The sequence below is a fragment of the Microbacterium hydrocarbonoxydans genome (assembly GCF_023715885.1).
In the GTDB taxonomy this organism is placed as follows: Bacteria; Actinomycetota; Actinomycetes; order Actinomycetales; family Microbacteriaceae; genus Microbacterium; species Microbacterium hydrocarbonoxydans_C.
The window spans coordinates 267,841-293,222 of record NZ_JAMBOY010000004.1; the positions used below are offsets into that span (position 1 = coordinate 267,841).

The window sequence follows — 25,382 nt, forward strand, 5'->3', positions numbered from 1 at the left end:
GGACATATGGCCATCGTCGAGGCTCCCCGTCTCACCGCCCCGCCCGCGTCGCAACCGGGCGGACGGGACACGGGAATCGACCTGCTCCGCGCGCTCTGCGTGATCGGCGTCGTGCTTTTGCACGGCATCATGGTCGGCGTCACCGTGACCGACTCCGGCCCCGTCTTCGCGAACGCGAGCGACGGTGCATGGTGGATCGTCCCGGTCAGCTGGGCTCTGCAGGTGATGCCGCTGTTCTTCGTCATCGGCGGGTTCGCCGGGTATCTCGCCTACCGCCGCGCCGCGGAGGGGGGAGGAACCGCGGCATCGTTCGTGGCGGGCCGCGTGCACCGGCTGCTGCGCCCTGCGGCTCTCACGGTCGGGGTCGTCGGCAGCCTGCTCGCCGTACTGAGCCTGAGCGGCGTCCCGGACGCTATCGTCGCCACCGCCGGCTTCCGGTTCGGACAGCCACTGTGGTTCCTCGGCGTGTTCCTGCTGTGCCAGGCTCTGCTGCCCGCTCTGGCCGCAGCGCACCGCCGGGCGCCGGTGTCGACGCTCGCGGTGCTCGTGACGGCGTCGATTGCCGTCGACGTCGCGCGCGCCATGGCCGGGATCGACGGCATCGGCTTCCTCAACCTCGCGTTCGTGTGGCTGACGCTCCAGCAGCTGGGGTTCTTTCTCGCCGACGGCACGATCGGTCGTCTGCGCCGTGGCACGGTCGCTGCCGCCGGCGGTGCCGCGCTCATCGCGCTGATCGTGACCTTCGTCTCGGGCGTCTACTCCCCCGATCTCGTCGCGAACATCAATCCGCCGACCGGCGCGCTGCTCCTCGTGGGCGTCGTGCACCTCAGCGCTGTCGCGCTGCTGCGGGAGCGCATCGCGCGGGTCAGCCGTCGTCGGACCCCCGCCGCGTTCTCGGCGTTCGTGAACCGCCGCACCATGACGATCTATCTCTGGCACATGCCCGTCCTGTTGACGATGGCGGGGTTGACAGCCCTCGTGGCTTTGACGACGGGAGTCATGCCCTCGGAACCCGGCAGCCCGACCTGGTGGACGGAGCGTCCGCTGTGGCTCGCGACCGCGCTCGTCGCCACGTCGTTCGTCGCAGTGCTGCTCGGGCGATTCGAGAACCGTGCAGCACCGGTCGCGACGACGTCGCATCGACGGCTGCGATGGGCCGTCGTCGTCGGCATCGGCGCGGTCGTGCTGCTGCTGGTCACCGGCACCTCGGTCCTGACAGCCGCCGTCGCCGTGCTCGCCTTCGCCGCCGCGCTGCGGCTCGCTCGCCGCTCAGACGAGCCCGCGCGCCGCGAGGGCGTCACCGACGTCGTCCGCGTGGCGTAGCGTGCGCACCAGCAACGGGACGATGCCGCGGAGGCCGACCCGCACGTTCCGTGCCCGTTGCGCGTCACGCAGCTCGCTCGCGAAATTCGCGACGACGGGGATCAGCGTGATCACGAGGGAGATCGTCATCGCGACCGCGTCCACGTCGATGCCCCAGCGCCCGAGCGGCCGGAGGGCGCGGCGCAGAGTCGCGAGCAGGTCGCCCATCCGGTTAGTGAGGGTGAGCAGGCCCGCGAGGAGGATGAGGGCGACGACGCGGGTCGTGCTCATCCAGGCGGCGATCGGCGACACGAAGACCCAGAGGAATCCGCCCAGCACGAGCACCAGCCATCGGAGACGCCAGACCTCAGCCGCGAGGACTCGCCACGGCATCCGGGCCAGCGCATACAGAGCGCACACACCGACGAGCACACCCGACGACGCCCGCACGTCGTGCGCCAACGTCGACACGGCGATCGCGACGACGGCGAGCCCCGTGAGCTTCGGTCCGGCCGGCAGTCGGTGCAGGATGCTGGTGCCCGGGCGATAGAGCTGGATCACGCGCAGTTCCGGCGGTAGTCGTCGATGACCGCGCCGGGCTCGCCGGATGCGGCGACACCCCCGTCATCGAACAGCACCGCGTGGTCGCATCTCGCCGCGAGGTCGAGGTCGTGCGTGACGATGATCACCTGTGCGTCCTGAGCGAGCAGGAGATCGCCGATCCGCCGCGCGTTGCGGAGATCGAGCAGCGTGGTGGGCTCATCCGCCACGATCAGAGATGGCGTCGTGGCGAGCACGGAGGCCAGGGCGAGCAGCTGTCGTTAGCCTCCGGAGAGCGTCGATACCGGGGCGTCGGCATGACCCGCCAGACCGTGCTCATCGAGGATCGCCGCGATACGGTCTCGCGCCTCGATACGAGGGAGATCGCGCAGGGACAGCAGGAGATCCTCCGCGGGAGTCGGCATGAGGATCTGCGCCTGCGGATCGGTGAAGACGAATCCGACCTCGCGGCGCACGGCTCTGAGGTCCCGCTGAACGTCGAGTCCGTGAACGAGGACCCTGCCGCTGGTCGGCGCGACCAGTCCGTTCAGCAGGCGTGCGAACGTCGACTTCCCTGAGCCGTTCGCGCCGATGATGGCTGTCCGCCGAGCGGAGAGATCCAGCGTCACGTCGCGCAGGACCGTCCGCCCCTCCCGGGCGACCGACACGCCGTCGATCGAGACGCGGTCGACGGCAGCCCCGTCGACCGCGTTCGCGGGGATGGCAGCTTCAGACGGCACGGGCAGGAGCGGTTGTCGCCGACCGCGCTGCGAATGCCGGCGGATACGCGCGGCGCAGGGCCACCACGAGCGCGGTGGCGGCAGCCACTTTGAGCACGTCTCCGGGCAGGAAGGCGAGGCTCGAGAGCGCCGTGGGGGCGAGATCCATGCCGAGCACGAGAGCCTGGACCGGGATGCCGAAGGCGTAGACGACGGCGATCCCGCCGGCGACGACACCCAGCGCCGTGCGCCACCACGTGATCCGATCCGCGTGGACGATGAGACCGATCACGATGGCGCCGAACACCCAGCCGATCAGATATCCGGCCGTCGGTCCGACCAACACCCCGAGTCCGCCGCGACCGCCGGCGAGGACCGGGAGGCCCACCGCGGCGAGGACGAGGACGAGCGCGACCGCAAGCGGAGCTCGGCGGGGGCCGAGCACGGCGCCCGCAAGCATCACGCCGAGGGTCTGCGCCGTGATCGGCACGCCCCCGGGGATCGGGATCGTGACGGTCCCGAGCACGACGATAAGCGCGGCGAAGACGGCGATGCGGGCGAGATCACGGCCGATCTCGGTGCGGTGCGGGGTCATAGGTTTCCTCCTGAACAGTGTTCACCTGAGCGGTGTTCACTATACTGAGGTCATGACTCCGGAGCACGACTCGTCACGACACGACCGCGCTAGCGTCGCCGACGTCGCTCTCTCGCTGCTCGACGAGGTCGGCCTGGCCGATCTCTCGATGCGACGGATCGCCGCCCGCCTCGATGTGCAGCCCAGCGCGCTCTACTGGCACTTCTCGAGCAAGCAGGAGCTGCTCGCCGAGCTCAGCGACCGGATCACGGCCTCCCTCCGCGCTGCCGACGGCGACGTGCTCGCCCTCGCCCGCCGCATCCGTGACGCACTGTTCACCTATCGCGACGGGGCCGAACTCGTGCTCAGCTCGTCGGCGCTCGGACTCGGGTCATCGCACGCGCAGTCCGCTCTCGAAGACGCGCTGAGACGAGCGGATGCCGACGATCCACCGGATCGAGCCGTCGCGCTGATGCACTTCATCCTGGGCCACGCGACCCTCGTCCAGCAGCGCATGCACGCCGACAGCTACGGCGCGGCATCGCCGACCGCCGGCGACGACGCGACCGCGGGTCTCGACCGTGTCTTCGACCTGGGGATCGCAGCCCTCGCCGGCTCCGCGCGTTCCCGATCCGTGTCCTGAATCAGGGGCCCGGGGTCGTGGCCGACTCTACCGCGGATTCCCCGGCGTGACCGAGCCGCAGGCCCGGGATGAGCGCGACGACGGTGAGCCCGAGGCACAGCGCGAAGACCACCGGGAAGGCGTCGACCCCTCCGCCGAGTGTGGCGACCGACAGGCCGGCCACGGCGATCACGATGGCCGCGCCGGTGGAATCCGAGATCGACAGGGCCGACGAGTTGAAGCCTTGATTGCCGGGTTCCGAGTAGGCGAGCGTGAGCACGGTGAGCCGCGGATAGAGCAGCCCCATGCCTCCCCCCGCGAAGCCCCAGCCGATGACGACGAGCACCGGAGAGACAGCGCCGAGAGCGGCCAGGATGACCAGGATCATGGCGACGAACAGCAGGGCGAGGCTGAGCAGCGTGATCCGCAGGTTTCCGAGCCGTTCGCCGTACCGACCCTGCAGTTGCGACGCCCCCGCCCAGGCGAAGGCGGCGAACATGAGCGCGAGCCCCGCCCATGTCGCGGTGAAGCCGTACCGCTCGATGAGCAGGTAGGGAATGTAGGCCTCTGCCGCGAAGAACGTGCCGGCGACGATCCCCCGCATGAGCACGACGCTCGGTAGACCGCGTCCGGCGCGCAGGGTTCGACGAGGCAGCAGCGGCAGCACGGCGACGGCGATCACGGCGATCGCGCCCACCGCCACCGGCCAGCCGATCGCGGCATCCATGTCGGCGCTGAAACCGACGACGACGGCGAACACCGCGACCACGACCGCCAGCGCCATCCGCACGACGAGGGCACGCCGGTCCTGCGGCTCACCCCGCCCGAGGTCGAGTCCGCGGAGACGCACGGCGATCATCACGAACGCGACGGCCGTGAGAACGGCCACCCCGAGGAACGCCCAGCGCCAGTCGAGATACTCGGCGACCGCTCCAGCGAGGAACGGTCCGATCATCGAAGGCACCACCCACGCCGCCGCGAATGCGGCGAAGATCCGCCCGTGCAGGTGCGGCGGATAGAGCCGGGCCACGACCACGTACAGGGCCACGGTCTGTCCGCCGGTGCCGAGCCCCTGCACGAGACGGCCGACGAGGAACTGGTGCATGGTCGTGGCGAGCCCCGAGAGCAGAAGCCCGACGATGAACAGCGTGACCGCGACATACAGCGCTCCGCGCGGCCCGCGCGCGTCCGACCAGGCTCCCGCGGCGACCATTCCGATCACGCTGGTCGCGAGTGTGCCCGCGAACGCGACCGCGTACAGCGCCTGCCCGTCGAGGGCGTCGCTCACGATGGGCATGACCGTGGTGACGGCCAGCGCCTCGATGGCCGCGAGGAAGATGAGGGCGACCGAGCCGGCGGTGACCCAGATCCGCTCGCGGTCCCAGATGGAGACGACGGCGGCGAAGTCGCTCATCGACCGACGAGCGCGGCGATGCGCTCGATGGCCTCGGTGATGATCTCGGGACTCGTGCCGAAGTTGAGTCGCACGTATCCCGCGCCCTCCGCGCCGAACGCGGGACCGAAGTGAAGGGCGACCTTCGCCTCGCGCAGGATGCGACGAGACGGATTGTCGCCCCACCCGAGTCCGGAGAGGTCGATCCACGCGAGGTAGCCCGCATCCGGTATGCGATACCGCGCTTGCGGGAGACGAGCCGCGAGCAGGTCTTCCAGCAGCACGCGGTTCTCGTCCAGGGTGCGCAGCAGGCCGTCCAACCACGGGTCGCTCTCCTCGGAGAACGCCGCGGTCGCGGCGAGCAGACCGAGCTGTCCCGTGCGCCACTCCACCTCGATCGGGAGTCCGCGCACGACGGCGCTCGTCGCGTCGGATGCCGTCACCATGAGCGCGCACTTGAGCCCGGCGAGGTTGAACGCCTTGCTGGCGCTGACCACGGCATACCCGACCCGCTCAGCAGCCTCCCCGGTGTCGAGGAACGGTGTGAACCCGGTGCCCGGCTGCGCCAACGGCGCGTGGATCTCGTCGGAGACGACGGAGGCGCCGAACTCGTCAGCCAGCTCGGCGAGGGCTCGGAGCGACGCACGATCGTGTGCGGTCCCGGTCGGGTTGTGCGGGTTGCAGAGCAGGATCGCCGTCGCGCCGTCCTCGAAGGCAGAGCGGATGCCGTCGAGATCGAGCTCCCACGCCGTGCCGGTGTCGCGCAGCGGCACGCGCACGACCTCGGCGCCGGCCTCCGCGACGAGCTCGTAGAAGGGCGGGTACACCGGAGGCGTCACGACGACGCGCTCCCCCGGCTGCGTCACTCGGCGGAGGATCTCCACGATACCCATGCTGACATCCGCCGTGCTGCGCATGCGAGCAGGATCGGGAGCCCAGCCGAACCGGCGCTCAGCGAACGCCGCATACGTCGCCGGTAGCGGCGTGCGGGACGCGATGTAGCCGGTGTCACCGATCTCAACGGCATGGTGCAGAGTCTCCGAGATCGCCGGAGCGAGCGGGAAGTCCGTCTCGGCGACGAACAGCGGCAGCACGTCCTCGGGGTACTCGCGCCACTTCTCGCTCGTGCGCTGTCGCAGCTCCGCGAGCGGAAGCGCGGTGACCTCGAGCATCCTCAGATCGCGAAGCCGAGGGCGCGCATCATGTCGCGGCCGTCGTCGGTGATCCGTTCCGGGCCCCACGGCGGCATCCACACCCAGTTGATGCGGAAGCGCTCGACCACGTTGTCCAGGGCCTGAGCGGTCTGGTCCTCGAGCACGTCGGTGAGCGGGCAGCCGGCGCTGGTGAGCGTCATGTGGATGACGAGAGCGTCGTTCTCGTCATCCCACGCGAGGTCGTAGATGAGGCCGAGGTCGACGACGTTGATCCCGAGCTCCGGGTCCATGACGTCCTTGAGAGCCTCGGTGACTTCGTCGTACTTCTCGTCGGTGAGGGTGGCGGCTGTCATGCGATCAGCCTACGCCTCGAGAGGAGCCGCGGGGTCGAGGAAACGGTCGTATCCCTCGTCCTCGAGACGGTCGGCGAGCTCGGGGCCGCCCTCCTCGACGATCTTGCCCGCGACGACGACGTGCACGTAGTCGGGGCGGATGTAGCGGAGGATGCGGGTGTAGTGCGTGATGAGCAGCACGCCGAGGCCGGTGGCCTCCTTGGCGCGGTTCACGCCCTCGGAGACGATCTTCAGTGCGTCGACGTCAAGACCCGAGTCCGTCTCGTCGAGCACGGCGAATTTCGGCTTCAGCACCTCGAGCTGCAGGATCTCGTGGCGCTTCTTCTCGCCGCCCGAGAATCCCTCGTTGACGTTGCGCTGCGCGAACTTCGGGTCCATGCGCAGGTTCGCCATCGACGCCTTGACGTCCTTCGTCCACTGGCGGATCGAGGGCGCTTCGCCGTCGAGAGCCGTCTTCGCGGTGCGGAGGAAGTTCGTGACGGTGACGCCGGGGATCTCGACGGGGTACTGCATCGCGAGGAACAGGCCGGCGCGCGCACGCTCGTCGACGCTCATCTCGAGGACGTCCTGGCCGTCGAACGTGATCGAGCCGGAGGTCACGGTGTACTTCGGGTGACCGGCGATCGTGTACGCGAGGGTGGACTTGCCCGAGCCGTTGGGGCCCATGATGGCGTGCGTCTCGCCCGTGTTCATCGTCAGGGTGATTCCGTTGAGGATCGGGGTGGTCCCCGCCTCGGTCTCGACCGTCACGTGCAGGTCGCGGATTTCGAGAACAGACATTCAGACTTCCTTCGTCACAGTCGGGTCGATGAGCACGTCGTCGCCGTCGATCTCGACGACGTAGACCGGGACGGGCTCATAAGCGGGGAGGTTCTGGGGCTTGCCGGTGATCAGGGAGAACGCGGAGCCGTGGGCCCAGCATTCGACCGTGTCACCCTCGACGAAGCCCTCGGACAGCGAGATGTCGCCGTGGGTGCACGTGTCGCCGATCGCGTGGATCACGCCCTCGGAGTCCTTGATCACGGTGATCGGGACGCCGTTCGGCTCGACACGCAGAGGGGTGTCGAGTTCGAGCTCGTCGACGCCGCAGACGCGCTGGGCGGTCATGCGTTCACCTCGGCGAGCTCGGTCTCGATGGCGGCAAGCAGCTCCTCCTCGAGGGAGGGGATGCCGAGGCGCTGCACGATGTCACTGAGGAAGCCGAGCACGACGAGACGGCGCGCCTCTTCCTCGGTGATGCCGCGGGCCTGCAGGTAGAACAGCTGCTCGTCGTCGAAGCGACCGGTCGCGCTGGCGTGGCCTGCGCCGACGATGTCGCCGGTCTCGATCTCGAGGTTCGGGATCGAGTCGGCGCGCGCGCCCTCGGTGAGCACCAGGTTGCGGTTCGCCTCGTACGAGTCGGTGCCCGTGGCATCCGGGCCGATCAGCACGTCGCCGATCCACACCGAGTGGGCGCTCTCGCCCTGCAGGGCGCCCTTGTAGAGCACGTCGCCCTTCGTGTGCGGGCCCTTGTGGTGCAGGTAGACCTGGCTCTCGAGGTGCTGCCCGGCATCCGCGTAGGAGAGTCCGTAGAGGTATCCCTCGGAGCCGGCGCCTGCGAGCTCGACGCTGGGGTTCACTCGGACGACGCCGCCGCCGAAGCTGATGACGAAGTGCTTGAGCGTGGCGTCCGCCCCGACGCGGGCCTGGTGGGCCGACGCGTGCACCGCGTCGTCCTGCCACTGCTGCAGGCTGATGACGCTGAGCTTCGCGCCGTCGCGCACGATGATCTCGACGTTCTGCGCGTACTGGGCCGAGCCAGTGTGCTGCAGCACGACTGTCGCTGCGCTGTGCTCGAGCGCCTCGATCACGATGTGCGCGTCGGCACGCCGGTCAGCGCCCTGGCCCTCGATGGTGAGGAAGATCGGCTCGGCGACCTCCTCCTCGCGCGGGATGCGGACGTGCAGTGCTTCGGTCGCGCCCTGCCAGGCGACGGCCGACGTGACGTCCTCCGCGAGGAAGACCTCACCGCGCGGCGCCGCATCGGCGGTGAGCGGAGCGGCGAGGTACTGCTCCCCCGCGCCGAACGAGTGGATGACACCGTCGGTCGAGCCGGCGACCGTGAACAGCGGCGCGAGCTGTGCGACGGGAGTGTGCTTCCAGTTGATCTCTCGTCCCGAGGGGGTGCCGAAGTCGGCCGGCTCGAACGAATGCGGTCGCTCGGAGCGCGTCTGAACCGGCACGAAACCGGCATCGGCCACCTGGGCGGCGGGGTCCACGTGCGCGCTGGAGGAGCGCGACGCGGTGGGCGTCGTCGTAGGGGTCGTCATCTCAGCCGACCGATCCTTCCATGCCCATCTCGATGAGCTTGTTCAGTTCCATCGCGTACTCCATGGGCAGCTCGCGCGCGATCGGCTCGATGAAGCCGCGCACGATCATCGCCATCGCCTCGTCCTCGGGCATGCCGCGGGACTGCAGGTAGAAGAGCTGCTCCTCGCTGACCTTCGAGACCGTGGCCTCGTGACCGAGCTGCACGTCGTCGACGCGGATGTCGATGGCCGGGTAGGTGTCGGACCGCGACTTGGTGTCGACGAGCAGCGCGTCGCAGCGCACCGTGTTCGCCGAGTGGTGGGCGTTCGCGTCGACGCGGACCTCGCCGCGGTAGCCGGCACGACCGCCGCCGCGGGCGATCGACTTCGAGACGATCGACGACTGCGTGTACGGCGCCATGTGGATCATCTTCGCGCCGGCGTCCTGATGCTGGCCTGGTCCGGCGAAGGCGACCGAGAGCGTCTCGCCCTTCGCGTGCTCGCCCATCAGGTAGATCGACGGGTACTTCATCGTGACCTTGGAGCCGATGTTGCCGTCGACCCACTCCATGGTCGCGCCCTCGTGGGCGACGGCGCGCTTGGTGACGAGGTTGTAGACGTTGTTCGACCAGTTCTGGATCGTCGTGTAGCGCACGCGGGCGTTCTTCTTCACGATGATCTCGACGACGGCCGAGTGCAGTGAGTCCGACTTGTAGATCGGAGCCGTGCAGCCCTCGATGTAGTGGACGTAGCTTCCCTCGTCGGCGATGATCAGGGTCCGCTCGAACTGGCCCATGTTCTCGGTGTTGATGCGGAAGTACGCCTGCAGCGGGATCTCCACGTGCACGCCCTTCGGGACGTAGACGAACGATCCGCCCGACCAGACGGCCGTGTTCAGCGCGGCGAACTTGTTGTCGCCGGCGGGGATCACGGTGCCGAAGTACTCCTCGAAGAACTCGGGGTGCTCACGGAGGGCCGTGTCGGTGTCCATGAAGATGACGCCCTGCTGCTCCAGGTCCTCGCGGATCTGGTGGTAGACGACCTCGGACTCGTACTGGGCGGCGACACCGGCGACGAGGCGCTGGCGCTCGGCCTCCGGGATGCCGAGACGCTCGTAGGTCTCGCGGATCTCCTCGGGGAGGTCCTCCCACGACTGCGCCTGCTTCTCGGTGGAGCGGACGAAGTACTTGATGTTGTCGAAGTCGATGTCGCTGAGGTCGGCGCCCCAGGTCGGCATCGGCTTGCGTCCGAACAGCTGGTATCCCTTGAGACGGGTCTTCAGCATCCATTCGGGTTCGCTCTTGAGGCTGGAGATCCCGCGGACCACCTCTTCGGAGATGCCGCGTTGCGCGACCGCTCCTGCGGCGTCCTCATCGTGCCATCCGAATTCGTACACCCCCAGGCCTTCGAGCTCCGGGCGGTCGATCAGCACATCCGACATCACACACTCTCCTCACAGGTCCCAAAACGGTGTAATCCGCCCCGACACACCTGATCCCCGTCGAGTCTGCGGGAGCGGGTGCCGTTGGTGGGCCCTCATCACCGGCGCTTCCATCGCGCCTAAACTGTTGTCGATGCTTCAGCGCGGTCAGCGCTCATCGCAACAATCCGATTCTACAGGTTCCGCCTGACGACAGGGCCGCTCGCCGTGTCCGCCCCGCGGTTCGGAGAGACCCCATGCCCGACACCACCATCGCCTTCTCCCCCCGCTCCGCCGTTCCAGTGGCGGCACGCACCGACGTGTGGGGACGGATGCTGCGGATCTTCGCCTGGCTGTCGTTCCTGGCGCAGACGATCATCATCGGCACGGGCGGTGCGGTGCGGCTCACCGGTTCGGGACTCGGATGCTCGGAGTGGCCGCTCTGCACGCCGGAATCCCTGGTGCCGATCTATGCGGATCAGGGAATCCACGGACTGATCGAGTTCGGCAACCGGCTGATGACGGGGGTCGTCGGCATCATCGCGCTCGTCGTCGTGCTGCTGGTGCTGCACCGCTTCGGCGGTCGTCGCCGCGTCGTCTCGGCGCTGTGGTTCGCCGCCGGTGGAATCGTCGCCGCGGCGGTCGCCTTCGGCGTCGCGACGCTCGTCGCGAACCTCGTCGCCCCCGGTCAGGACACCCCGGTCTTCTCCGTCGCCACGGCGGTGCTGCTGCTTGCGGTGATCGTCGCGGCCGTGCGCTTCACCCGCAGCTCACCGGAGCGCCGCGACCTCCTCGCGCTGGCCTGGATCGTCCTCATCGGCGTCGTGGCGCAGGCACTCGTGGGCGGCATCACCGTGCTGACGGGTCTCAACCCCTTCATCGTCGGATTCCACTACACCTCGTCACTGCTGCTCGTGTGCGTCACGGCTGCTTTCCTGGTGCGCCTCTACGCCGTGCCCGGTCCGCGCGAGCGGGCGGTGCCGACCTGGTTCGCCGCCCTGAGCCACGTGACCGGCCTCGCCCTCGCGGTGACCATCGTGTTCGGTGTGCTGACGACGGGCTCCGGCCCGCACTCGGGTGACGCCGACGTGCTGCGTCACGGTTTCGACGCGACGGTCCTCGCGCACGTGCACTCCTGGCCGGGGTACATCCTGGCTGCCCTCGTGCTCGCCCTGACGGTGTCGGCCTGGGTGCTGAAGCTCGAACCGCGCAAGTGGCTCCTCGTGCTCGTGATCGCGATCGCGGTGCAGGTCGGCGTCGGAGTGTGGCAGGCGCGCGAGGGGCTCCCGCCGCTGCTCGTCGGGATCCACATGGTTCTGGCTTCGCTGTCGGCCGCGACGTACACGGTGGTCGTGCTGCACCTGAAGAAGCCGGTCGCCGTCGAGGCCCAGATCAGCTGATCCGGTCCCGTTCTGCGGATCGAAGACGCCGACCCGTCCGTCGATCGGGCCCCTGTCCGCTGATCGGGACGCGGGGATCCGGGTCAGCCCGGCACAGGTGATGCATAGCGCTCGCATCAGGGTCTCATCACGTCGTCCGGCACCGTGGCTGACATGAACAAGTCACTCACACGCAGCATCGGCTTCTGGCTCCTCCTCATCCTCTCGCTCGTCGCAGCGGGAGTAGGCGGCTGGCTCGTCGCCGGTCAGATCAGCTCGATGACCACGACGCTGCTCGCCAACACCGCGACAGGTGTCGACGTGTACGTGGGACAGTCGCTCGTCGTCGTGGGAGCGGTGCTCCTGGGCGCGGGCGTCATCGGCATCTTCATCGCGGTCGCACTCACCGCCGTGCAGTCGGTGCTTCCGTCGGCTGCCCCGGTCGCTGTGGAGGCGATCGACTGGACCGCGCAGGAGCCGGCGACGGCCGAAGCGCTGGCCGCGCCGGTCGATGAGACGGTGGCGGAGGACTCAGGGGTTGCGGAAGGTGCTGTCGTCGAGACGACGGATGCCGACGAGCGTCAGAACGGCAGCAGCGGGTCGACCGCGACGGCGACGAAGATCAGCGTCAAGTAGGTGATCGAGGCGTGGAACACCCGCATGGGCCGCGCCTCGTTCCCCCGCACGGCCTGGTTGTACAGGCGGTGCGACTCGTAGATGAACCATCCGCCGAACACGAGGGCGGAGACGGTGTAGACGAGGCCCATGCTCGCGATCGGGATGAGCAGCAGCGAGCAGGCGACGGTCGCCCAGGCGTAGAGGATGACCTGGAGGCCGACCTGTGAGGCGTTGCGCGTCACGCCGAGCATGGGCACGTCGACGTCGTCGTAGTCGTCCTTGTACTTCATCGACAGCGGCCAGTAGTGCGGCGGCGTCCAGAGAAAGATGAGGGCGAAGAGGATGAAGGCCGGCCAGTCGAGCGAACCTGTGACCGCGGCCCAGCCGATGAGCACGGGGAAGCAACCGGCGATACCGCCCCAGATGATGTTCTGCTCGGTGCGGCGCTTGAGGATCATGGTGTAGATCACGACGTAGAAGAAGATGGCGGATGCCGACAGCGTCGCCGCGAGCCAGTTCGTCGTGAACCAGAGCCAGACCGTCGAGAGGACGGCGAGCGTCCACGAGAAGATCAGCGCGCCTCGTGGAGTGATCTCTCCCGTCACGAGCGGACGGTTCTCGGTGCGGTGCATGTGCGCGTCGATGTCGCGGTCGAGGTACATGTTGAACGCGGCGGCCGATCCGGCGCTCATCGAGCCGCCTATCACGGTCGCGATGACGAGCCACATGTTCGGGAGTCCACCCTGGGCGAGGAACATCACGGGGACGGTCGACACCAGCAGAAGTTCGAGGACGCGCGGCTTGGTGAGGGCGACGTAGGCCTTCACCGTGCGACCGATGGACTTCTTCACAACGGTCTGATCAGACATCGTCGAGATCTCGATCGCCTCCTCCACACGCGTCACGACAGCTTTTCCAGTCTAAGGCACGCGGATGCCGGCCCCGTTCGCGCTGCGGGGCCGCCCGCCCCTGTGGATAACGTCGGCGAGCCGGGTGGAGTTCCGTCTACCGTGACCTGATGCTCCTCCTTCACCGCTCGTCCCTCCTCGCCGGTCCGGTCGTCGTGTTGAGCCTGCTTCTGGCCGGATGCAGCCCCTCGCCCGATCCGAGCCCGACGCCCACTCCGGCCTTCGCGAGCGAGGAGGAGGCGTTTGCCGCGGCGGAGGAGGTGTACCGGGCGTATCTCATCGAAGTCGAAGCGAGGGCCGCCGGCGACCCGACAGCTGATCCGCAGCAGTTCTTGATCGGACAAGCGCTCGAAGACGATATCGAGGGTCAGCGCGCATTGAGGGAAGCTGGATTAACGGTGCTCGGGACAGCGTCCTTGAGATCCTTCGACAGCGGTCAGATCAAACGCATGACGCCCGACGTTGATCTCGTCGCGCGTGTCTGCGTCGATCTGGCGTCCACCAGGGTGACAGACACTACCGGAGCTGATCGCACTCCCGTCGAACGACCGCCACGAGCTGAACTCGAGATCCGATTCACCGGTTCGTCGAAAGACCTGAGGATTGCGTCCTCTTCCGCGACCGAGGAGCTCGCGTGCTAACTGCTCTGGTTTTCCTAGCCCTCGCATTCTCATCGTTTTCCGTGCCGACCGATAGAGGGTGCAATATCAGTGTGCTGCAGGTAATCGGCTCTTGCCCCGCAAGCGCCACCGACGGCTCCACTCTCACGATCTCCGGCACACGGCAGAACCCGGGCGGGCCGCCCTCTTCGCGTCCCCACGCAGACAACGGCCCCGCGACGCCTCGCGAGCCGAGCCAGCGATCCAAGGAACTCGCGGAATGCCTCGACGCCGGCGGCACCACCCGCTGCGCCGATCTGCTGCGTCCTCAACCCGGCATCCCACCTACGCCAGGTCGCCCCGCCGTGACGATCACGGACCTGCAGCAGTTCGCGCCCGCGCCGACGCTGGCGGCCACCGAGCCCGGCGGTGTCGGCATCGCGGGGCTTCCGACGAACTTCGTCGCCTCGGCATCCGTCCAGACCACTGCAGGAACGCTGTTCGGCGCCCCGATCACGGCGCGCTTCACGCCGATCGCGTACGACTACACGTACGGCGACGGGTCGTCCGCCACCCTCTCCACGCCGGGTCGCACCTGGGCCGATCTCGGCCAGGCGCAGTTCACGCCGACACCGACCAGCCATGTCTACGCCCGACGCGGCGTGTACTTCGCCGACGTCGACGTTCGCTACTCGGCAGAGGTCGATCTCGGCGCCGGATGGATGCCCGTTCCCGGAGAGGTCCGCACCGACGGTCCCGCGCAGCGCATCCGCGTTCTCGAGGCGCGCACCGCTCTCGTCGCCCATACCTGCGCCGAGAGACGCGACGCGCCCGGCTGCTGAGACACCGCGTTCCAAGCCTCGAGAACCCCAGTCCCGGCAGCGACGCAGGGCACCCGCCCGCGCGGGAATTACCCCCGTCATGCAGCGTTGTAAAGGGGGTAAGCGAGTAGACCCGCGGCGCTATGCTGGGGGGACTCGCGCGCCCGGCGCACATCCACCATCTCCGTGACGAAGCGGACCGCGATGCTGCGATCCAGGCGCTATCGAACTGTTGCAGAAGGGCTTCACCGTGTCGGAATTGCAGTGGGATGAAATCGATCGGCGCGCGGTGGACACCGCCCGTGTGCTGGCTGCGGATGCAGTGGAGAAGGTCGGCAACGGCCACCCCGGCACCGCGATGAGCCTCGCTCCCGCCGCCTATCTCCTGTACCAGCGGGTTCTGCGCCACGACCCGGCCGATACGCACTGGCTCGGCCGCGACCGCTTCATCCTCTCCGCGGGTCACTCCTCGCTGACGCAGTACGTGCAGCTGTACCTCGGCGGTTTCGGTCTGGAGCTCAGCGACCTCGAGGCACTCCGCACGTGGGGCTCGCTCACGCCGGGCCACCCGGAGTACGGCCACACGAAGGGCGTCGAGATCACCACGGGCCCGCTCGGCCAGGGTCTCGCGTCGGCCGTCGGCTTCGCGTATGCGTCTCGCTACGAGCGCGGCCTGTTCGACCCCGAGGCCGCTGCGGGCACCAGCCCCTTCGACCACTTTGTGTACGTGATCGCCGGTGACGGCGACCTGCAGGAGGGCGTCACCAGCGAGGCCGGCTCGCTCGCCGGACATCAGCAGCTCGGTAACCTCATCGCGATCTACGACTCCAACCAGATCTCGATCGAGGACGACACCAACGTCGCGTTCACCGAAGACGTCGCGAAGCGCTACGAGGCCTACGGCTGGCACGTGCAGACCGTCGACTGGAAGAAGACCGGCGAGTACGTCGAGGACGTCGCCGAGCTCTACGCCGCCATCGAGGCGGCCAAGGGTGAGACCGACAAGCCGTCGCTGATCATCCTGAAGACCATCATCGGCTGGCCGTCGCCCGGCAAGCAGAACAGCGGCAAGATCCACGGCTCGGCGCTCGGCGCCGACGAGCTCGCCGCCACGAAGAAGGTCCTCGGTTTCGACCCCGAGCAGAACTTCGTCGTCGCCGACGACGTGATCGAGCACACCCGTGGTCTCGCCGCTCGCGCCGCCGAGGAGCGTGCCGAGTGGCAGAAGGCGTTCGACGCCTGGGCCGCCGCGAACCCCGAGCACAAGGCGCTGCTCGACCGCCTCGAGGCGAAGGAGCTCCCCTCCGACATCACGTCGGCCCTCCCCGTGTTCGAGAGCGGCAAGGACGTGTCCACCCGCGCGGCATCCGGTCAGGTCATCAACGCCCTCGCCGCCGAGCTCCCCGAGCTCTGGGGCGGATCCGCCGACCTCGCCGAGTCGAACCTCACCACGATCAAGGACGCGAAGTCCTTCATCCCGGCCGAGTGGTCGACGCACGAGTGGTCGGGCAGCCCCTACGGCCGCGTGCTGCACTTCGGCATCCGCGAGCACGCCATGGGCGCCATCGTCAACGGCATCGTGCTGCACGGCCCGACGCGCGCCTTCGGCGGCACCTTCCTCATCTTCAGCGACTACATGCGCCCGCCGGTGCGTCTCGCCGCTCTGATGAACGTGCCCAGCATCTTCGTCTGGACGCACGACTCCGTCGCCCTCGGCGAGGACGGCCCCACGCACCAGCCGGTCGAGCAGCTCGCCACGCTGCGGGCCATCCCGAACTTCACGCTCGTGCGCCCCGCCGACGCTAACGAGACCGCCGCCGCGTGGCTCGAGATCCTCCGCCGCCATGAGGGCCCGGCCGGTATCGCGCTCACCCGTCAGAACATCCCGGTGTTCGAGCGCGGCGAGGGCGCGGCATCCGGCGATGTGCTCGCCTCCGCCGACAGCGTCTCGAAGGGCGCCTACGTGCTCGCGGAGGCGCCGAACGGCACGCCCGACGTCATCATCGTGGCAACGGGCTCCGAGGTGCAGCTGGCGATCAACGCTCGCGCCGAGCTGGCGAAGGAGGGCGTGAACGTCCGTGTCGTCTCCGCTCCGTCGCTCGAGTGGTTCGACGAGCAGGACGAGGCGTACCGCGAGTCGGTCCTCCCGAAGAGCGTGACCGCGCGCGTGTCGGTCGAGGCCGGCTCCGTGCTGAGCTGGCGCGGCATCGTCGGCGACCGCGGTCGCTCGGTCGGCATCGACCACTTCGGCGCCTCCGCCGACTACAAGACCCTGTTCGAGAAGTTCGGGATCACCACCGAGGCGGTCGTCGCCGCCGCCCGCGAGACCCTGGCCGACAGCGCCAACTGATTGAGGAGCATTTCATGAGCACCCCCACCGCAGACCTCGCGGCAGCCGGCGTCAGCATCTGGCTCGACGACCTCTCCCGCACGCGCATCTCGTCGGGAAACCTGCAGGAGCTGATCGACACGAAGAACGTCGTGGGCGTCACCACGAACCCGACCATCTTCGCCAACGCGATCACCAACAAGAACGACACCTCGTACGACGCGCAGCTCACCGAGCTGGCTGCGTCGGGCACCACCGCCGAGGATGCCGTCTTCGCGGCAACCACGCAGGACGTCGCCGACGCGCTCGATGTGTTCCGCCCCGTGTGGGAGAAGTCCGGCCACGTCGACGGCCGCGTCTCGATCGAGGTCTCCCCCGACCTCGCGCACGACACCGAGGGCACGGTCGCCTCCGCGAAGCAGCTGTGGTCGAAGATCGACCGCCCGAACCTGCTCGTCAAGATCCCCGCCACGAAGGCCGGACTTCCCGCCATCACAGAGGCCATCGCGGCCGGGATCAGTGTCAACGTCACGCTGATCTTCAGCCTCGAGCGCTACGCCGAGGTCATCGACGCATACCTCACCGGCCTCGAGAAGGCGAAGGATGCCGGCACCGACCTGTCGACCATCCACTCGGTCGCGTCGTTCTTCGTGTCGCGCGTCGACACCGAGACCGACAAGCGTCTCGACGCCATCGGCTCCGACGAGGCCGCCGCACTCAAGGGCAAGGCCGGACTCGCGAACGCCCGTCTCGCATACGAGCTGTTCGAGAAGTCCTTCGCCGAGAAGCGCGCGCAGGACCTCCTTGCCGCGGGGGCCAACCTCCAGCGTCCGCTGTGGGCGTCGACCGGCGTCAAGGACCCGAGCCTGCCCGACACCCTCTACGTGACCGAGCTGGTCGCGAACGGCGTCGTGAACACGATGCCCGAGAAGACCCTCGACGCTACGTTCGACCACGGCGTCATCACGGGCGACACCATCACGAGCGGGTACGCCGAGGCCCACGAGGTCTTCGACCGGCTCGCCGCCGTCGGCATCGACCTCGTCGACGTCACCCAGGTGCTCGAGGACGAGGGCGTCGCCAAGTTCATCGACTCGTGGCACGACCTCCTCGGTCAGGTGACCGAGGCGCTGGAGGCCCAGCGATGACATTCGCGATCCACGCGTCGGGAGCGGCGCGTGTCGCGATCGACGAGACCGTCCCGGCTCTCGTCCGCGATCTCGTCGCCTCTCGCATCACGAGCGGCGACGCCACCCTCTGGGGTCCTGCTGCCGAGGCGGAGGCCTCGGTGCGCCTCGGGTGGGTGGAGGCGGTGTCGATCTCGCGGCCCCTGGTCGCCGAGATCGTCGCGCTGCGCGACGAGCTGCAGGGGAAGGGCGTGACCCGCGTGGTCCTCGCCGGAATGGGCGGATCGTCGCTGGCCCCCGAGGTCATCGCGCAGACCGCCGGCGTTCCGCTGACCATCCTCGACTCGACGGCGCCGGGCCAGGTGCTCGCCGCCCTAGACGACGGCCTGGAGCAGACGGCCCTCGTCGTCTCCTCGAAGTCCGGGTCGACCGTCGAGACCGACTCGCAGCGTCGCACTTTCGAAGCGGCGTACCGCGACCTCGGCATCGATCCCACCGACCGCATCGTCGTCGTCACCGACCCGGGCTCGCCGCTCGACTCCTCGGCGCGCGAGGCGGGCTACCGCGTGTTCAACGCCGACCCGAACGTCGGCGGACGCTACTCGGCGCTCACCGCGTTCGGACTCGTGCCCTCCGGTCTCGCCGGTGTCGACATCGACGAACTGCTGAACGAGGCCGAGGCGTCGCTGCTCGAGGTCGCGGTGGACTCCGCCGAGAACCCCGCGCTACGCCTCGGCGCCGCGATCGCCGCGACGTCGCCCCGCCGCGACAAGCTCGGCCTCATCACCGACGGCACCCACATCAACGGTCTGCCGGACTGGATCGAGCAGTTGATCGCCGAATCGACCGGCAAGGACGCCACCGGCATCCTTCCCGTCGTGCTGCTGCCGGTCTCGCCCGAGCTCGAGACGCAGCCCGTCGACCTGCAGATCGCGCGGCTCGTCGACGACGCCGCCGAGTTCCACCTGCGTGAGCGCCATCAGGGCGAGATCCTGGTGAGCGGCACGCTGGGCGCGCAGTTCATCGTGTGGGAGTACGCGACGGCGATCGCCGGTCACCTGCTCGGAATCAACCCGTTCGACCAGCCCGACGTCGAGTCCGCGAAGGTGGCCGCCCGCGGTCTGCTCGACGCCCGCCCCGAGGCGACCGCTCCGGTGTTCGTCCAAGACGGCGTCGAGGTGCGCGTGTCAGACCCGGCACTCGCGACCTCCGGCACCGTCGAGGGAGTGCTCGACGCGCTCTGGGCGCGGCTCCCCGAGGACGGATACGTTGCGATCCAGGCCTACGTGAACCGCCTCTACCTGCCTCAGCTGCAGGGTCTCCGTGAGCTCGTGGCCGCCGACTCCGGTCGCCCGACCACGTTCGGCTGGGGCCCGCGCTTCCTGCATTCCACCGGCCAATACCACAAGGGCGGCCCGGCGCAGGGCGTGTACCTGCAGATCCTGGAGCGCACCGACGTCGACCTCGAGATCCCCGGTCGACCGTTCACGTTCGGTCAGCTCATCGAGGCGCAGGCCGCCGGCGACGCCGGTGTCCTCGCCGAGCACGGTCGTCCGGTCGTCACGCTGACGATCACCGATTCGTCGGCCGACGTGCTCACCCTCTTCGAAGCAGCTCAGAAGTAACAGCCTGGAGAATCTCCCACCGATGTCCGTTCCCATCTCGCGCGCACACAATCCGCTGCGCGACCCCGACGACCGCCGCCTCAACCGGATCGCCGGGCCCAGCGCTCTCGTGATCTTCGGCGTCACGGGCGACCTGTCCCGCAAGAAGCTCATGCCGGCCGTGTACGACCTGGCCAACCGCGGTCTGCTGCCCCCCGGCTTCGCTCTCGTCGGGTTCGCGCGACGCGACTGGGAGGACCAGGACTTCGCCCAGGTCGTCTACGACGCCGTCAAGCAGCACGCGCGCACGCCGTTCCGCGAGGAGACGTGGACGCAGCTGCTGCAGGGCATCCGCTTCGTGTCGGGTGAGTTCGACAACCCCGAGTCGTTCCGCAAATTGCGCGAGACGGTCGAGAAGCTCGACGTCGAGCGTGGCACGATGGGCAACCACGCCTACTACCTGTCGATCCCGCCGAAGGACTTTCCGCTCGTCGCGAAGCAGCTCAAGGACTCGGGCCTGGTCGGAGCCGACGCCGACGACGCCGAGCACTGGCGCCGCGTGGTGATCGAGAAGCCGTTCGGGCACGACCTGGAGTCCGCTCGCGAGCTGAACGAGGCTCTCGAGGTGGCGTTCGCGCCCGACTCGATCTTCCGGATCGACCACTATCTCGGCAAGGAGACGGTGCAGAACATCCTGGCGCTGCGCTTCGCCAACGAGCTGTACGAGCCGATCTGGAACCGTAACTACGTCGACCATGTGCAGATCACGATGGCCGAGGACATCGGAGTGGGAGGCCGGGCCGGCTACTACGACGGTGTCGGTGCGGCGCGTGACGTCATCCAGAACCACCTCCTGCAGCTGCTCGCGCTCACCGCGATGGAAGAGCCGATCAGCCTGTCGGCCGAGCACCTCCGTGCCGAGAAGGAGAAGGTGCTCGCAGCGGTCCACGTGCCCGACGATCTCTCCCTCGCCACGGCGCGCGGTCAGTATGCGGGAGGATGGCAGGGCGGCGAGCAGGTCACCGGCTTCCTCGATGAGGAGGGCATGGACCCGAAGTCGGCCACCGAGACCTATGCCGCGATCAAGCTCGAGATCGACACGCGCCGGTGGGCGGGTGTGCCGTTCTACCTGCGGACCGGCAAGCGTCTCGGACGCCGAGTGACCGAGGTGGCCGTCGTGTTCAAGCGTGCTCCCGAGCACCTGTTCGGCCGCTCCAACGCCTCGGAGCTCGGCCAGAACGCGCTCGTGATCCGCGTGCAGCCGGACGAGGGAGTGACGATCCGCTTCGGGTCGAAGGTTCCGGGCAACGGCACCAACGTCCGCGACGTCACGATGGACTTCGGCTACGGCCACGCGTTCACCGAGGCGAGTCCCGAGGCCTACGAGCGTCTCATCCTCGACGTGCTGCTCGGCGATCCGCCCCTGTTCCCCCGCCACGAAGAGGTCGAGCTCTCCTGGAAGATCCTCGACCCCGTGGAGAAGTACTGGGCCGCCACCGGCGGGCCCGTGGATCAGTACGCACCCGGATCGTGGGGCCCGAAGTCGGCCGACGATCTTCTTGCCCGCGACGGACGAGTCTGGAGACGACCGTGATCATCGACCTTCCCGACACGACCGTCAGCCAGGTCGCCAAGCAGCTCGTCAAGGTGCGCGAGGAGGGCGGCGCCGTCGCCCTGGGTCGTGTGCTGACGCTGGTGATCTCGGCCCGCAACGGCATCGCCGAGGCCGCGATCGACGCGGCGAACGACGCCTCCCGCGAGCACCCCATGCGGGTGATCGTGCTCACCACCGGCGAGGGCGAGGCGCACCTCGACGCGCAGATCCGCGTCGGCGGTGACGCGGGAGCCAGCGAGGTCGTGGTGCTGCGCGCCTACGGCGCCGCAGCCAGCAACCAGGAGAGCCTCGTCACCGGTCTGCTGCTGCCCGACGCGCCCGTAGTGGCCTGGTGGCCCGAGGAGGCACCGACTTCGCCCGCGACGTCTCCCCTCGGCAAGATCGCTGCACGCCGGATCACGGATGCCGCGACCTCCCCCGACGTGCGCGACCGCCTCGCACTGCTGAGCAAGACGCACGAACCCGGCGACACCGACCTCGCCTGGACGCGTCTCACGCACTGGCGCGAGCAGCTCGCCGCCGTGCTCGACCAGCCGCCGTTCGAAGAGGTGACGGGCGTGGAGGTCCGCGGGGCCTCGGCCTCTCCCTCGACCGCCCTGCTGGCCGCGTGGCTGCAGATGGCTCTCGACGTGCCGGTGAAGTGGTCGTACGAGAGCCCCGACGCGTGGCAGGAGGGCATCAAGTCGGTGCGTCTCACCCGCGCATCGGGCGACATCCTGCTCGAGCGTCCGAACCCCGGCGACGCCGTGCTCACGCAGCCCGGTCAGCCGGATCACGACCTGCACCTCCCGCGCCGCACGCTGCGTGAGTGCCTCGCCGAGGAACTGCGTCGCCTCGACCCCGACCTCCTGTACGGTCGAGTCATCACCGAGGGCTGGGAGAAGCTGGGTCCGCCCGAGACAGGAGCATGATGTCGATGCAGACAACGCCCGCGGAGAAGCGGGTCGTGGTCGAGACCACTCCGGGGGCTGTCGCCGAGCGCGTCGCCGACCGGTTCCTCACGCGACTCCGGGCTCGGACCCGCAACGGTCGCATCGCCCATGTCGCCCTCACGGGCGGATCGATGGGCGGTGCGGTGCTGCGCGCGACACTCGAGCACCCGCGTGCCGCGAGCATCGACTGGTCGCTCGTGCACTTCTGGTGGGGCGACGAGCGGTGGGTCGCCCGTGGCGACGCCGACCGGAACGCGGTGCAGTCCCGAGCCGCGCTCCTCGACCACATCCCGGTCCCATCGGAGAACATCCATGAGACGGCTGCCGCCGGCGAGGGTCTGACCCTCGACGAGGCCGCCGAGGCCTACGCCGCCGAACTCGCACAGTTCGGCACCGACGATAACCCGTGGCCGTCGTTCGCCGTGTGCTTCCTCGGAGTGGGCCCCGACGGTCACATCGCATCGCTGTTCCCGGATCGCCCCGAGGTGACCGTGACGGATGCAGCCGTGCTGCCGGTGCGCAACTCGCCCAAGCCGCCGCCCGAGCGCATCACCCTCACCCGTCCGGTTCTGAACGCTTCGAAGCGCGTCTGGCTCGTGCTGACCGGCGCGGACAAGGCGTCGGCCCTCGGTCTCGCCCTCGCCGGTGCCAGCTACACGAGCGTTCCCGCCGCCGGCGCCAAGGGTCGCAAGCGCACGGTGTTCTTCGTCGACGACGCCGCGGCGTCCGAGGTCTCCCCCGACCTCATCGATCCCGCGTACTGACGATCCTGTTCGTCAGGCCTCCGGGTCGCTCGCCGACCCGGAGGCCTGAGTGCCGGGCTGGTGCGGTGCGCCGGAGCCGTCGCTGCCGCGCGTGATCCCCAGCTCCTGGCTATCGCTGATCACCTGCGGGTGGTAGCGCGCGAGACCCACGACACCCCAGACCGCGATCGCGCCGGCAACGCCGAAGATCACGAGCACCCATGGCGGAGCTGCAGCAGCCTCACCGAGCACGATCATGCCGATGAGCACCGCGATGAGCGGGTCGACGACCGTGAGTCCGGCGATCACGAGGTCCGGAGGACCGGAGCTGTACGCGGTCTGCACGAAGTAGGCGCCCACGGCAGCTGCCGCGATCAGCGCGATCACGCAGACGATCGTGATCCACTCGAAGTCGCCCGCCTGCACGCGCTTGATGACGACCTTCGCCAGGGTCGCGACGAATCCGTAGAGGATCCCGGCGCCGATCACGTAGAAGAGAGCGCGCATGCGGTGGCGGAGGATGAGCCAGCAGGCGCCCAGCACGATGATGACGACGAGCAGGATCGCGAGGATCGTGAACAGCTCGGTGTCGGTGACGTCCTTCTCCGTGGCGAAGATCGCCGCGAAGAAGACGAAGAGGAAGATACCGCCCACGCAGGCGACGATCGCCGTGATCGACTGCCTCGTCGGCGAGTGACCCGAGATCCGGGCGTTCAGCAGCGTCGTCATCACGAGCGCGATCGCGCCGAGCGGCTGCACCACGATCAGCGGTGCCTGCACCAGAGCGGCGAGCTGGCACACGATCGCCAGTCCGAGCATGAGCGTCCCGGCTATCCACGACGGCCGGGTGAGCAGGCCACGCACCTGGGCGAGACTGAGTCCGCTCGTGCCGGTCGCGCCGCTGAGCCGCTCGACCTTCTCCACCCCGCGGTGCTGATACTGCGCGCCGAGCGACATGAAGACGGCTCCGGCGAGGGCGAGGGGGATGCCGAGGAGCAGTCCGGGGTTCTGGAAGGCGCCCACCAGCTGCTCGGTGACGTCGTCCGCCCCAGCCATCCATACGGAGATGCTCACACTACGACCCTACCCGCCGATCCTCGCCGGATAGGGTTATGGCGTGGCTGTACTTCCGATTCGCATCATGGGCGATCCCGTCCTGCACTCCCCCGCCTCGCCCGTCGAGGAGATCACCGACGAGGTGCGAACCCTCGTCGCCGACATGTTCGAAACGATGGATGCTGCGCCGGGAGTGGGCCTCGCGGCTCCCCAGGTCGGAGTGCCGCTGCGCATCTACACCTACACCTACGTCGACGACGACGATCAGCCCTGGCGCGGCGTCATCATCAACCCCGAGCTGTGGATGGTACCGCTCGAACCCGGCGAGCCGGACGAGGAGCTCGAGTCGGAGGGATGCCTCTCGTTCCCCGGCGAGCGATTCGCGCTGCGTCGGTCGGAGCGGGTGCGGGTCACGGGGACCGATCTTGAGGGAGCCGCGGTGGAGATCTCGGTCGACGGATGGCGCGCCCGAATCATGCAGCACGAGTTCGACCACCTCGACGGCATCCTCTACATCGACCGCCTCTCCGACCGCGACTGGAAGACAGTGCAGAAGATCGCCAAGAAGCGCGGCTGGGGCCGCCCTGGTGCCGCGTGGATGCCGGGAGTGGACGACCTGGAGGGCTGACCTCCGATTTCAGCCTGTTCATAGGCTTCGTGGAGTTGCATCACAGACTCCGACCCCTATAGCGTTCTTCGGGGCGGGATACCGATATTCCCGTGCACGAAGAGGCTCTGGGAGGGGTAGTCATGATGAAACTGCGCACACGACGCGCACTCGCGCTCGCCGGTTCGGCCGTAGCGCTGTCCGTCGCGCTGACGGGTTGTAGCGCACTGAACGGGATCCTCGGCGGGGGATCCGGCGACGCCGACCGCGACGAGGAGACCGGCCAGGTCACCGAGAGCGCGAACATCGACATCTTCTCGCTCAAGCTGGGCGACTGCAAGATGGCCAGCGCCACCGGCCTCATCGAAGACGCGGATGTCGTGCCGTGCGACCAGCCGCACGATGAAGAGGTCTACTACGAGATCACGATGGACGACGGCGAGTTCTCGGAGGACGCCATCGACACGGCTTCGCAGGAGTGCATCGGCGACGCATACACGAACTTCGTCGGCATCGCGTTCCAGGAGTCGACCCTCGAGGTCTACCCGATCACGCCGACGCAGCAGACCTGGGATGAGCTGAACGACCGTGTCGTGCAGTGCGTCATCTCCGACCCCGCCGGCCAGACGACGGGTTCGCTGAAGGGCGCCGCTCGCTGATCAGGCGCGCTCAGACGCAG

25 protein-coding genes and 1 pseudogene are annotated in these 25,382 nt (G+C 68.6%); 14 read left to right on the forward strand and 12 right to left on the reverse strand.

The window, feature by feature from the left end:
* Positions 1-6 precede the first annotated feature (6 nt).
* Positions 7-1,323 carry an acyltransferase family protein gene (locus tag M3195_RS12750; RefSeq protein WP_251588075.1) on the forward strand — a complete coding sequence of 439 codons (1,317 nt, stop codon included), beginning with the start codon at positions 7-9 and terminating at the stop codon, positions 1,321-1,323.
* Here the strand turns inward: M3195_RS12750 and M3195_RS12755 are convergent.
* The 3 genes and pseudogenes from M3195_RS12755 to M3195_RS12765 form a co-directional block, all read right to left on the reverse strand.
* Complete coding sequence (locus M3195_RS12755) at positions 1,270-1,863, reverse strand: energy-coupling factor transporter transmembrane component T family protein (RefSeq protein ID WP_251588076.1); 594 nt, start codon at positions 1,861-1,863, stop codon at positions 1,270-1,272. The two genes, M3195_RS12750 and M3195_RS12755, sit on opposite strands and share 54 nt — an antisense overlap.
* Positions 1,860-2,564: pseudogene (locus tag M3195_RS17190) on the reverse strand (energy-coupling factor ABC transporter ATP-binding protein). The gene M3195_RS12755 and the pseudogene M3195_RS17190 overlap by 4 nt, the downstream one beginning before the upstream one ends.
* A 7-nt stretch (positions 2,565-2,571) precedes the next feature.
* Positions 2,572-3,156, reverse strand: coding sequence for a biotin transporter BioY (locus tag M3195_RS12765; protein ID WP_251588079.1), 585 nt, complete (start codon positions 3,154-3,156; stop codon positions 2,572-2,574).
* Positions 3,157-3,208: 52 nt separating this feature from the next.
* Here M3195_RS12765 and M3195_RS12770 point away from each other — a divergent pair, with 52 nt between their 5' ends.
* Positions 3,209-3,778 (forward strand): TetR family transcriptional regulator, encoded by a 570-nt coding sequence (locus M3195_RS12770; RefSeq protein ID WP_251588080.1) that lies wholly within the window; start codon positions 3,209-3,211, stop codon positions 3,776-3,778.
* 1 nt (position 3,779) lies between these two features.
* Here M3195_RS12770 and M3195_RS12775 read toward each other — a convergent pair whose 3' ends face one another.
* The 7 genes from M3195_RS12775 to sufB are packed head-to-tail and all read right to left on the reverse strand — an operon-like array spanning position 3,780 to position 10,386.
* Positions 3,780-5,171 (reverse strand): MFS transporter, encoded by a 1,392-nt coding sequence (locus tag M3195_RS12775; RefSeq protein WP_251588081.1) that lies wholly within the window; start codon positions 5,169-5,171, stop codon positions 3,780-3,782.
* The gene (locus M3195_RS12780; protein WP_251588086.1) at positions 5,168-6,322 is read right to left on the reverse strand and encodes a MalY/PatB family protein; all 1,155 of its coding nucleotides are present in this window, start codon (positions 6,320-6,322) and stop codon (positions 5,168-5,170) included. Before M3195_RS12780 ends, M3195_RS12775 begins: the two co-directional genes overlap by 4 nt.
* Positions 6,323-6,324: 2 nt before the next feature.
* The gene (locus tag M3195_RS12785) at positions 6,325-6,657 is read right to left on the reverse strand and encodes a metal-sulfur cluster assembly factor (protein ID WP_096715510.1); all 333 of its coding nucleotides are present in this window, start codon (positions 6,655-6,657) and stop codon (positions 6,325-6,327) included.
* 9 nt (positions 6,658-6,666) lie between these two features.
* Entirely contained in the window at positions 6,667-7,437 is a 771-nt protein-coding gene (sufC, locus tag M3195_RS12790; protein ID WP_096715511.1) for a Fe-S cluster assembly ATPase SufC, read from the reverse strand.
* Positions 7,438-7,764: a non-heme iron oxygenase ferredoxin subunit gene (locus M3195_RS12795; RefSeq protein WP_251588087.1), complete on the reverse strand. Its 327-nt coding sequence runs from the start codon at positions 7,762-7,764 to the stop codon at positions 7,438-7,440.
* Complete coding sequence (sufD, locus tag M3195_RS12800) at positions 7,761-8,966, reverse strand: Fe-S cluster assembly protein SufD (protein ID WP_251588088.1); 1,206 nt, start codon at positions 8,964-8,966, stop codon at positions 7,761-7,763. Before sufD ends, M3195_RS12795 begins: the two co-directional genes overlap by 4 nt.
* 1 nt (position 8,967) lies before the next feature.
* Complete coding sequence (gene sufB, locus M3195_RS12805) at positions 8,968-10,386, reverse strand: Fe-S cluster assembly protein SufB (protein WP_096715514.1); 1,419 nt, start codon at positions 10,384-10,386, stop codon at positions 8,968-8,970.
* 236 nt (positions 10,387-10,622) lie between these two features.
* Here sufB and M3195_RS12810 point away from each other — a divergent pair, with 236 nt between their 5' ends.
* Together M3195_RS12810 and M3195_RS12815 are read left to right on the forward strand one after the other, a co-directional pair.
* On the forward strand, positions 10,623-11,765 hold the full coding sequence (locus M3195_RS12810) for a COX15/CtaA family protein (RefSeq protein WP_251588089.1): 1,143 nt from the start codon (positions 10,623-10,625) through the stop codon (positions 11,763-11,765).
* 153 nt (positions 11,766-11,918) lie between these two features.
* On the forward strand, positions 11,919-12,380 hold the full coding sequence (locus M3195_RS12815; protein WP_251588091.1) for a hypothetical protein: 462 nt from the start codon (positions 11,919-11,921) through the stop codon (positions 12,378-12,380).
* On the opposite strand, the gene M3195_RS12820 is transcribed toward M3195_RS12815, so the two are convergent.
* Positions 12,326-13,240: a heme o synthase gene (locus M3195_RS12820; protein ID WP_374209326.1), complete on the reverse strand. Its 915-nt coding sequence runs from the start codon at positions 13,238-13,240 to the stop codon at positions 12,326-12,328. The two genes, M3195_RS12815 and M3195_RS12820, sit on opposite strands and share 55 nt — an antisense overlap.
* Before the next feature lie 140 nt (positions 13,241-13,380).
* Here M3195_RS12820 and M3195_RS12825 point away from each other — a divergent pair, with 140 nt between their 5' ends.
* The 8 genes from M3195_RS12825 to pgl all read left to right on the forward strand — a co-directional run bounded on the left by M3195_RS12825 (position 13,381) and on the right by pgl (position 23,061).
* The gene (locus tag M3195_RS12825) at positions 13,381-13,911 is read left to right on the forward strand and encodes a hypothetical protein (protein WP_251588092.1); all 531 of its coding nucleotides are present in this window, start codon (positions 13,381-13,383) and stop codon (positions 13,909-13,911) included.
* Between the two features lie 323 nt (positions 13,912-14,234).
* Positions 14,235-14,711, forward strand: a complete 477-nt coding sequence (locus M3195_RS12830; RefSeq protein WP_251588095.1) for a hypothetical protein — start codon at positions 14,235-14,237, stop codon at positions 14,709-14,711.
* Between the two features lie 229 nt (positions 14,712-14,940).
* Positions 14,941-17,040 carry a transketolase gene (gene tkt / locus M3195_RS12835; protein ID WP_251588096.1) on the forward strand — a complete coding sequence of 700 codons (2,100 nt, stop codon included), beginning with the start codon at positions 14,941-14,943 and terminating at the stop codon, positions 17,038-17,040.
* Positions 17,041-17,054: 14 nt separating this feature from the next.
* A complete protein-coding gene (gene tal, locus M3195_RS12840; RefSeq protein ID WP_251588098.1) occupies positions 17,055-18,167 on the forward strand; it encodes a transaldolase in 1,113 nt (370 codons plus the stop codon).
* Entirely contained in the window at positions 18,164-19,771 is a 1,608-nt protein-coding gene (locus tag M3195_RS12845; protein WP_251588100.1) for a glucose-6-phosphate isomerase, read from the forward strand. Before tal ends, M3195_RS12845 begins: the two co-directional genes overlap by 4 nt.
* Before the next feature lie 22 nt (positions 19,772-19,793).
* Positions 19,794-21,344, forward strand: coding sequence for a glucose-6-phosphate dehydrogenase (gene zwf / locus M3195_RS12850; RefSeq protein ID WP_251588102.1), 1,551 nt, complete (start codon positions 19,794-19,796; stop codon positions 21,342-21,344).
* The gene (locus M3195_RS12855) at positions 21,341-22,276 is read left to right on the forward strand and encodes a glucose-6-phosphate dehydrogenase assembly protein OpcA (RefSeq protein ID WP_251588103.1); all 936 of its coding nucleotides are present in this window, start codon (positions 21,341-21,343) and stop codon (positions 22,274-22,276) included. Before zwf ends, M3195_RS12855 begins: the two co-directional genes overlap by 4 nt.
* A gap of 5 nt (positions 22,277-22,281) precedes the next feature.
* The gene (gene pgl / locus M3195_RS12860; RefSeq protein ID WP_374209325.1) at positions 22,282-23,061 is read left to right on the forward strand and encodes a 6-phosphogluconolactonase; all 780 of its coding nucleotides are present in this window, start codon (positions 22,282-22,284) and stop codon (positions 23,059-23,061) included.
* A 12-nt stretch (positions 23,062-23,073) separates the two neighbouring features.
* Here the strand turns inward: pgl and M3195_RS12865 are convergent, their stop codons facing one another.
* Positions 23,074-24,096 (reverse strand): DMT family transporter, encoded by a 1,023-nt coding sequence (locus tag M3195_RS12865; protein WP_251588276.1) that lies wholly within the window; start codon positions 24,094-24,096, stop codon positions 23,074-23,076.
* 61 nt (positions 24,097-24,157) lie between these two features.
* On the opposite strand from M3195_RS12865, the gene def reads away from it, so the two are divergent.
* Together def and M3195_RS12875 are read left to right on the forward strand one after the other, a co-directional pair.
* Positions 24,158-24,724, forward strand: a complete 567-nt coding sequence (gene def, locus M3195_RS12870) for a peptide deformylase (RefSeq protein WP_251588108.1) — start codon at positions 24,158-24,160, stop codon at positions 24,722-24,724.
* A 122-nt stretch (positions 24,725-24,846) separates the two neighbouring features.
* Positions 24,847-25,362 (forward strand): septum formation family protein, encoded by a 516-nt coding sequence (locus tag M3195_RS12875; protein WP_096715523.1) that lies wholly within the window; start codon positions 24,847-24,849, stop codon positions 25,360-25,362.
* Positions 25,363-25,382 lie beyond the last annotated feature (20 nt).

Excerpts from the sequence above, each read along its gene's own strand:
- tal (WP_251588098.1), top strand. The coding sequence starts at position 17,055 with ATGAGCACCCCCACCGCAGACCTCGCGGCAGCCGGCGTCAGCATCTGG.
- M3195_RS12785 (WP_096715510.1), bottom strand. The coding sequence starts at position 6,657 with ATGACAGCCGCCACCCTCACCGACGAGAAGTACGACGAAGTCACCGAG.
- M3195_RS12875 (WP_096715523.1), top strand. The coding sequence starts at position 24,847 with ATGATGAAACTGCGCACACGACGCGCACTCGCGCTCGCCGGTTCGGCC.
- pgl (WP_374209325.1), top strand. The coding sequence starts at position 22,282 with ATGCAGACAACGCCCGCGGAGAAGCGGGTCGTGGTCGAGACCACTCCG.
- M3195_RS12810 (WP_251588089.1), top strand. The coding sequence starts at position 10,623 with ATGCCCGACACCACCATCGCCTTCTCCCCCCGCTCCGCCGTTCCAGTG.
- sufD (WP_251588088.1), bottom strand. The coding sequence starts at position 8,966 with ATGACGACCCCTACGACGACGCCCACCGCGTCGCGCTCCTCCAGCGCG.
- M3195_RS12750 (WP_251588075.1), top strand. The coding sequence starts at position 7 with ATGGCCATCGTCGAGGCTCCCCGTCTCACCGCCCCGCCCGCGTCGCAA.
- M3195_RS12775 (WP_251588081.1), bottom strand. The coding sequence starts at position 5,171 with ATGAGCGACTTCGCCGCCGTCGTCTCCATCTGGGACCGCGAGCGGATC.
- M3195_RS12845 (WP_251588100.1), top strand. The coding sequence starts at position 18,164 with ATGACATTCGCGATCCACGCGTCGGGAGCGGCGCGTGTCGCGATCGAC.
- sufC (WP_096715511.1), bottom strand. The coding sequence starts at position 7,437 with ATGTCTGTTCTCGAAATCCGCGACCTGCACGTGACGGTCGAGACCGAG.
- M3195_RS12780 (WP_251588086.1), bottom strand. The coding sequence starts at position 6,322 with ATGCTCGAGGTCACCGCGCTTCCGCTCGCGGAGCTGCGACAGCGCACG.
- M3195_RS12865 (WP_251588276.1), bottom strand. The coding sequence starts at position 24,096 with ATGGCTGGGGCGGACGACGTCACCGAGCAGCTGGTGGGCGCCTTCCAG.
- M3195_RS12815 (WP_251588091.1), top strand. The coding sequence starts at position 11,919 with ATGAACAAGTCACTCACACGCAGCATCGGCTTCTGGCTCCTCCTCATC.
- M3195_RS12765 (WP_251588079.1), bottom strand. The coding sequence starts at position 3,156 with ATGACCCCGCACCGCACCGAGATCGGCCGTGATCTCGCCCGCATCGCC.
- M3195_RS12770 (WP_251588080.1), top strand. The coding sequence starts at position 3,209 with ATGACTCCGGAGCACGACTCGTCACGACACGACCGCGCTAGCGTCGCC.
- M3195_RS12825 (WP_251588092.1), top strand. The coding sequence starts at position 13,381 with ATGCTCCTCCTTCACCGCTCGTCCCTCCTCGCCGGTCCGGTCGTCGTG.
- M3195_RS12795 (WP_251588087.1), bottom strand. The coding sequence starts at position 7,764 with ATGACCGCCCAGCGCGTCTGCGGCGTCGACGAGCTCGAACTCGACACC.
- zwf (WP_251588102.1), top strand. The coding sequence starts at position 19,794 with ATGTCCGTTCCCATCTCGCGCGCACACAATCCGCTGCGCGACCCCGAC.
- sufB (WP_096715514.1), bottom strand. The coding sequence starts at position 10,386 with ATGTCGGATGTGCTGATCGACCGCCCGGAGCTCGAAGGCCTGGGGGTG.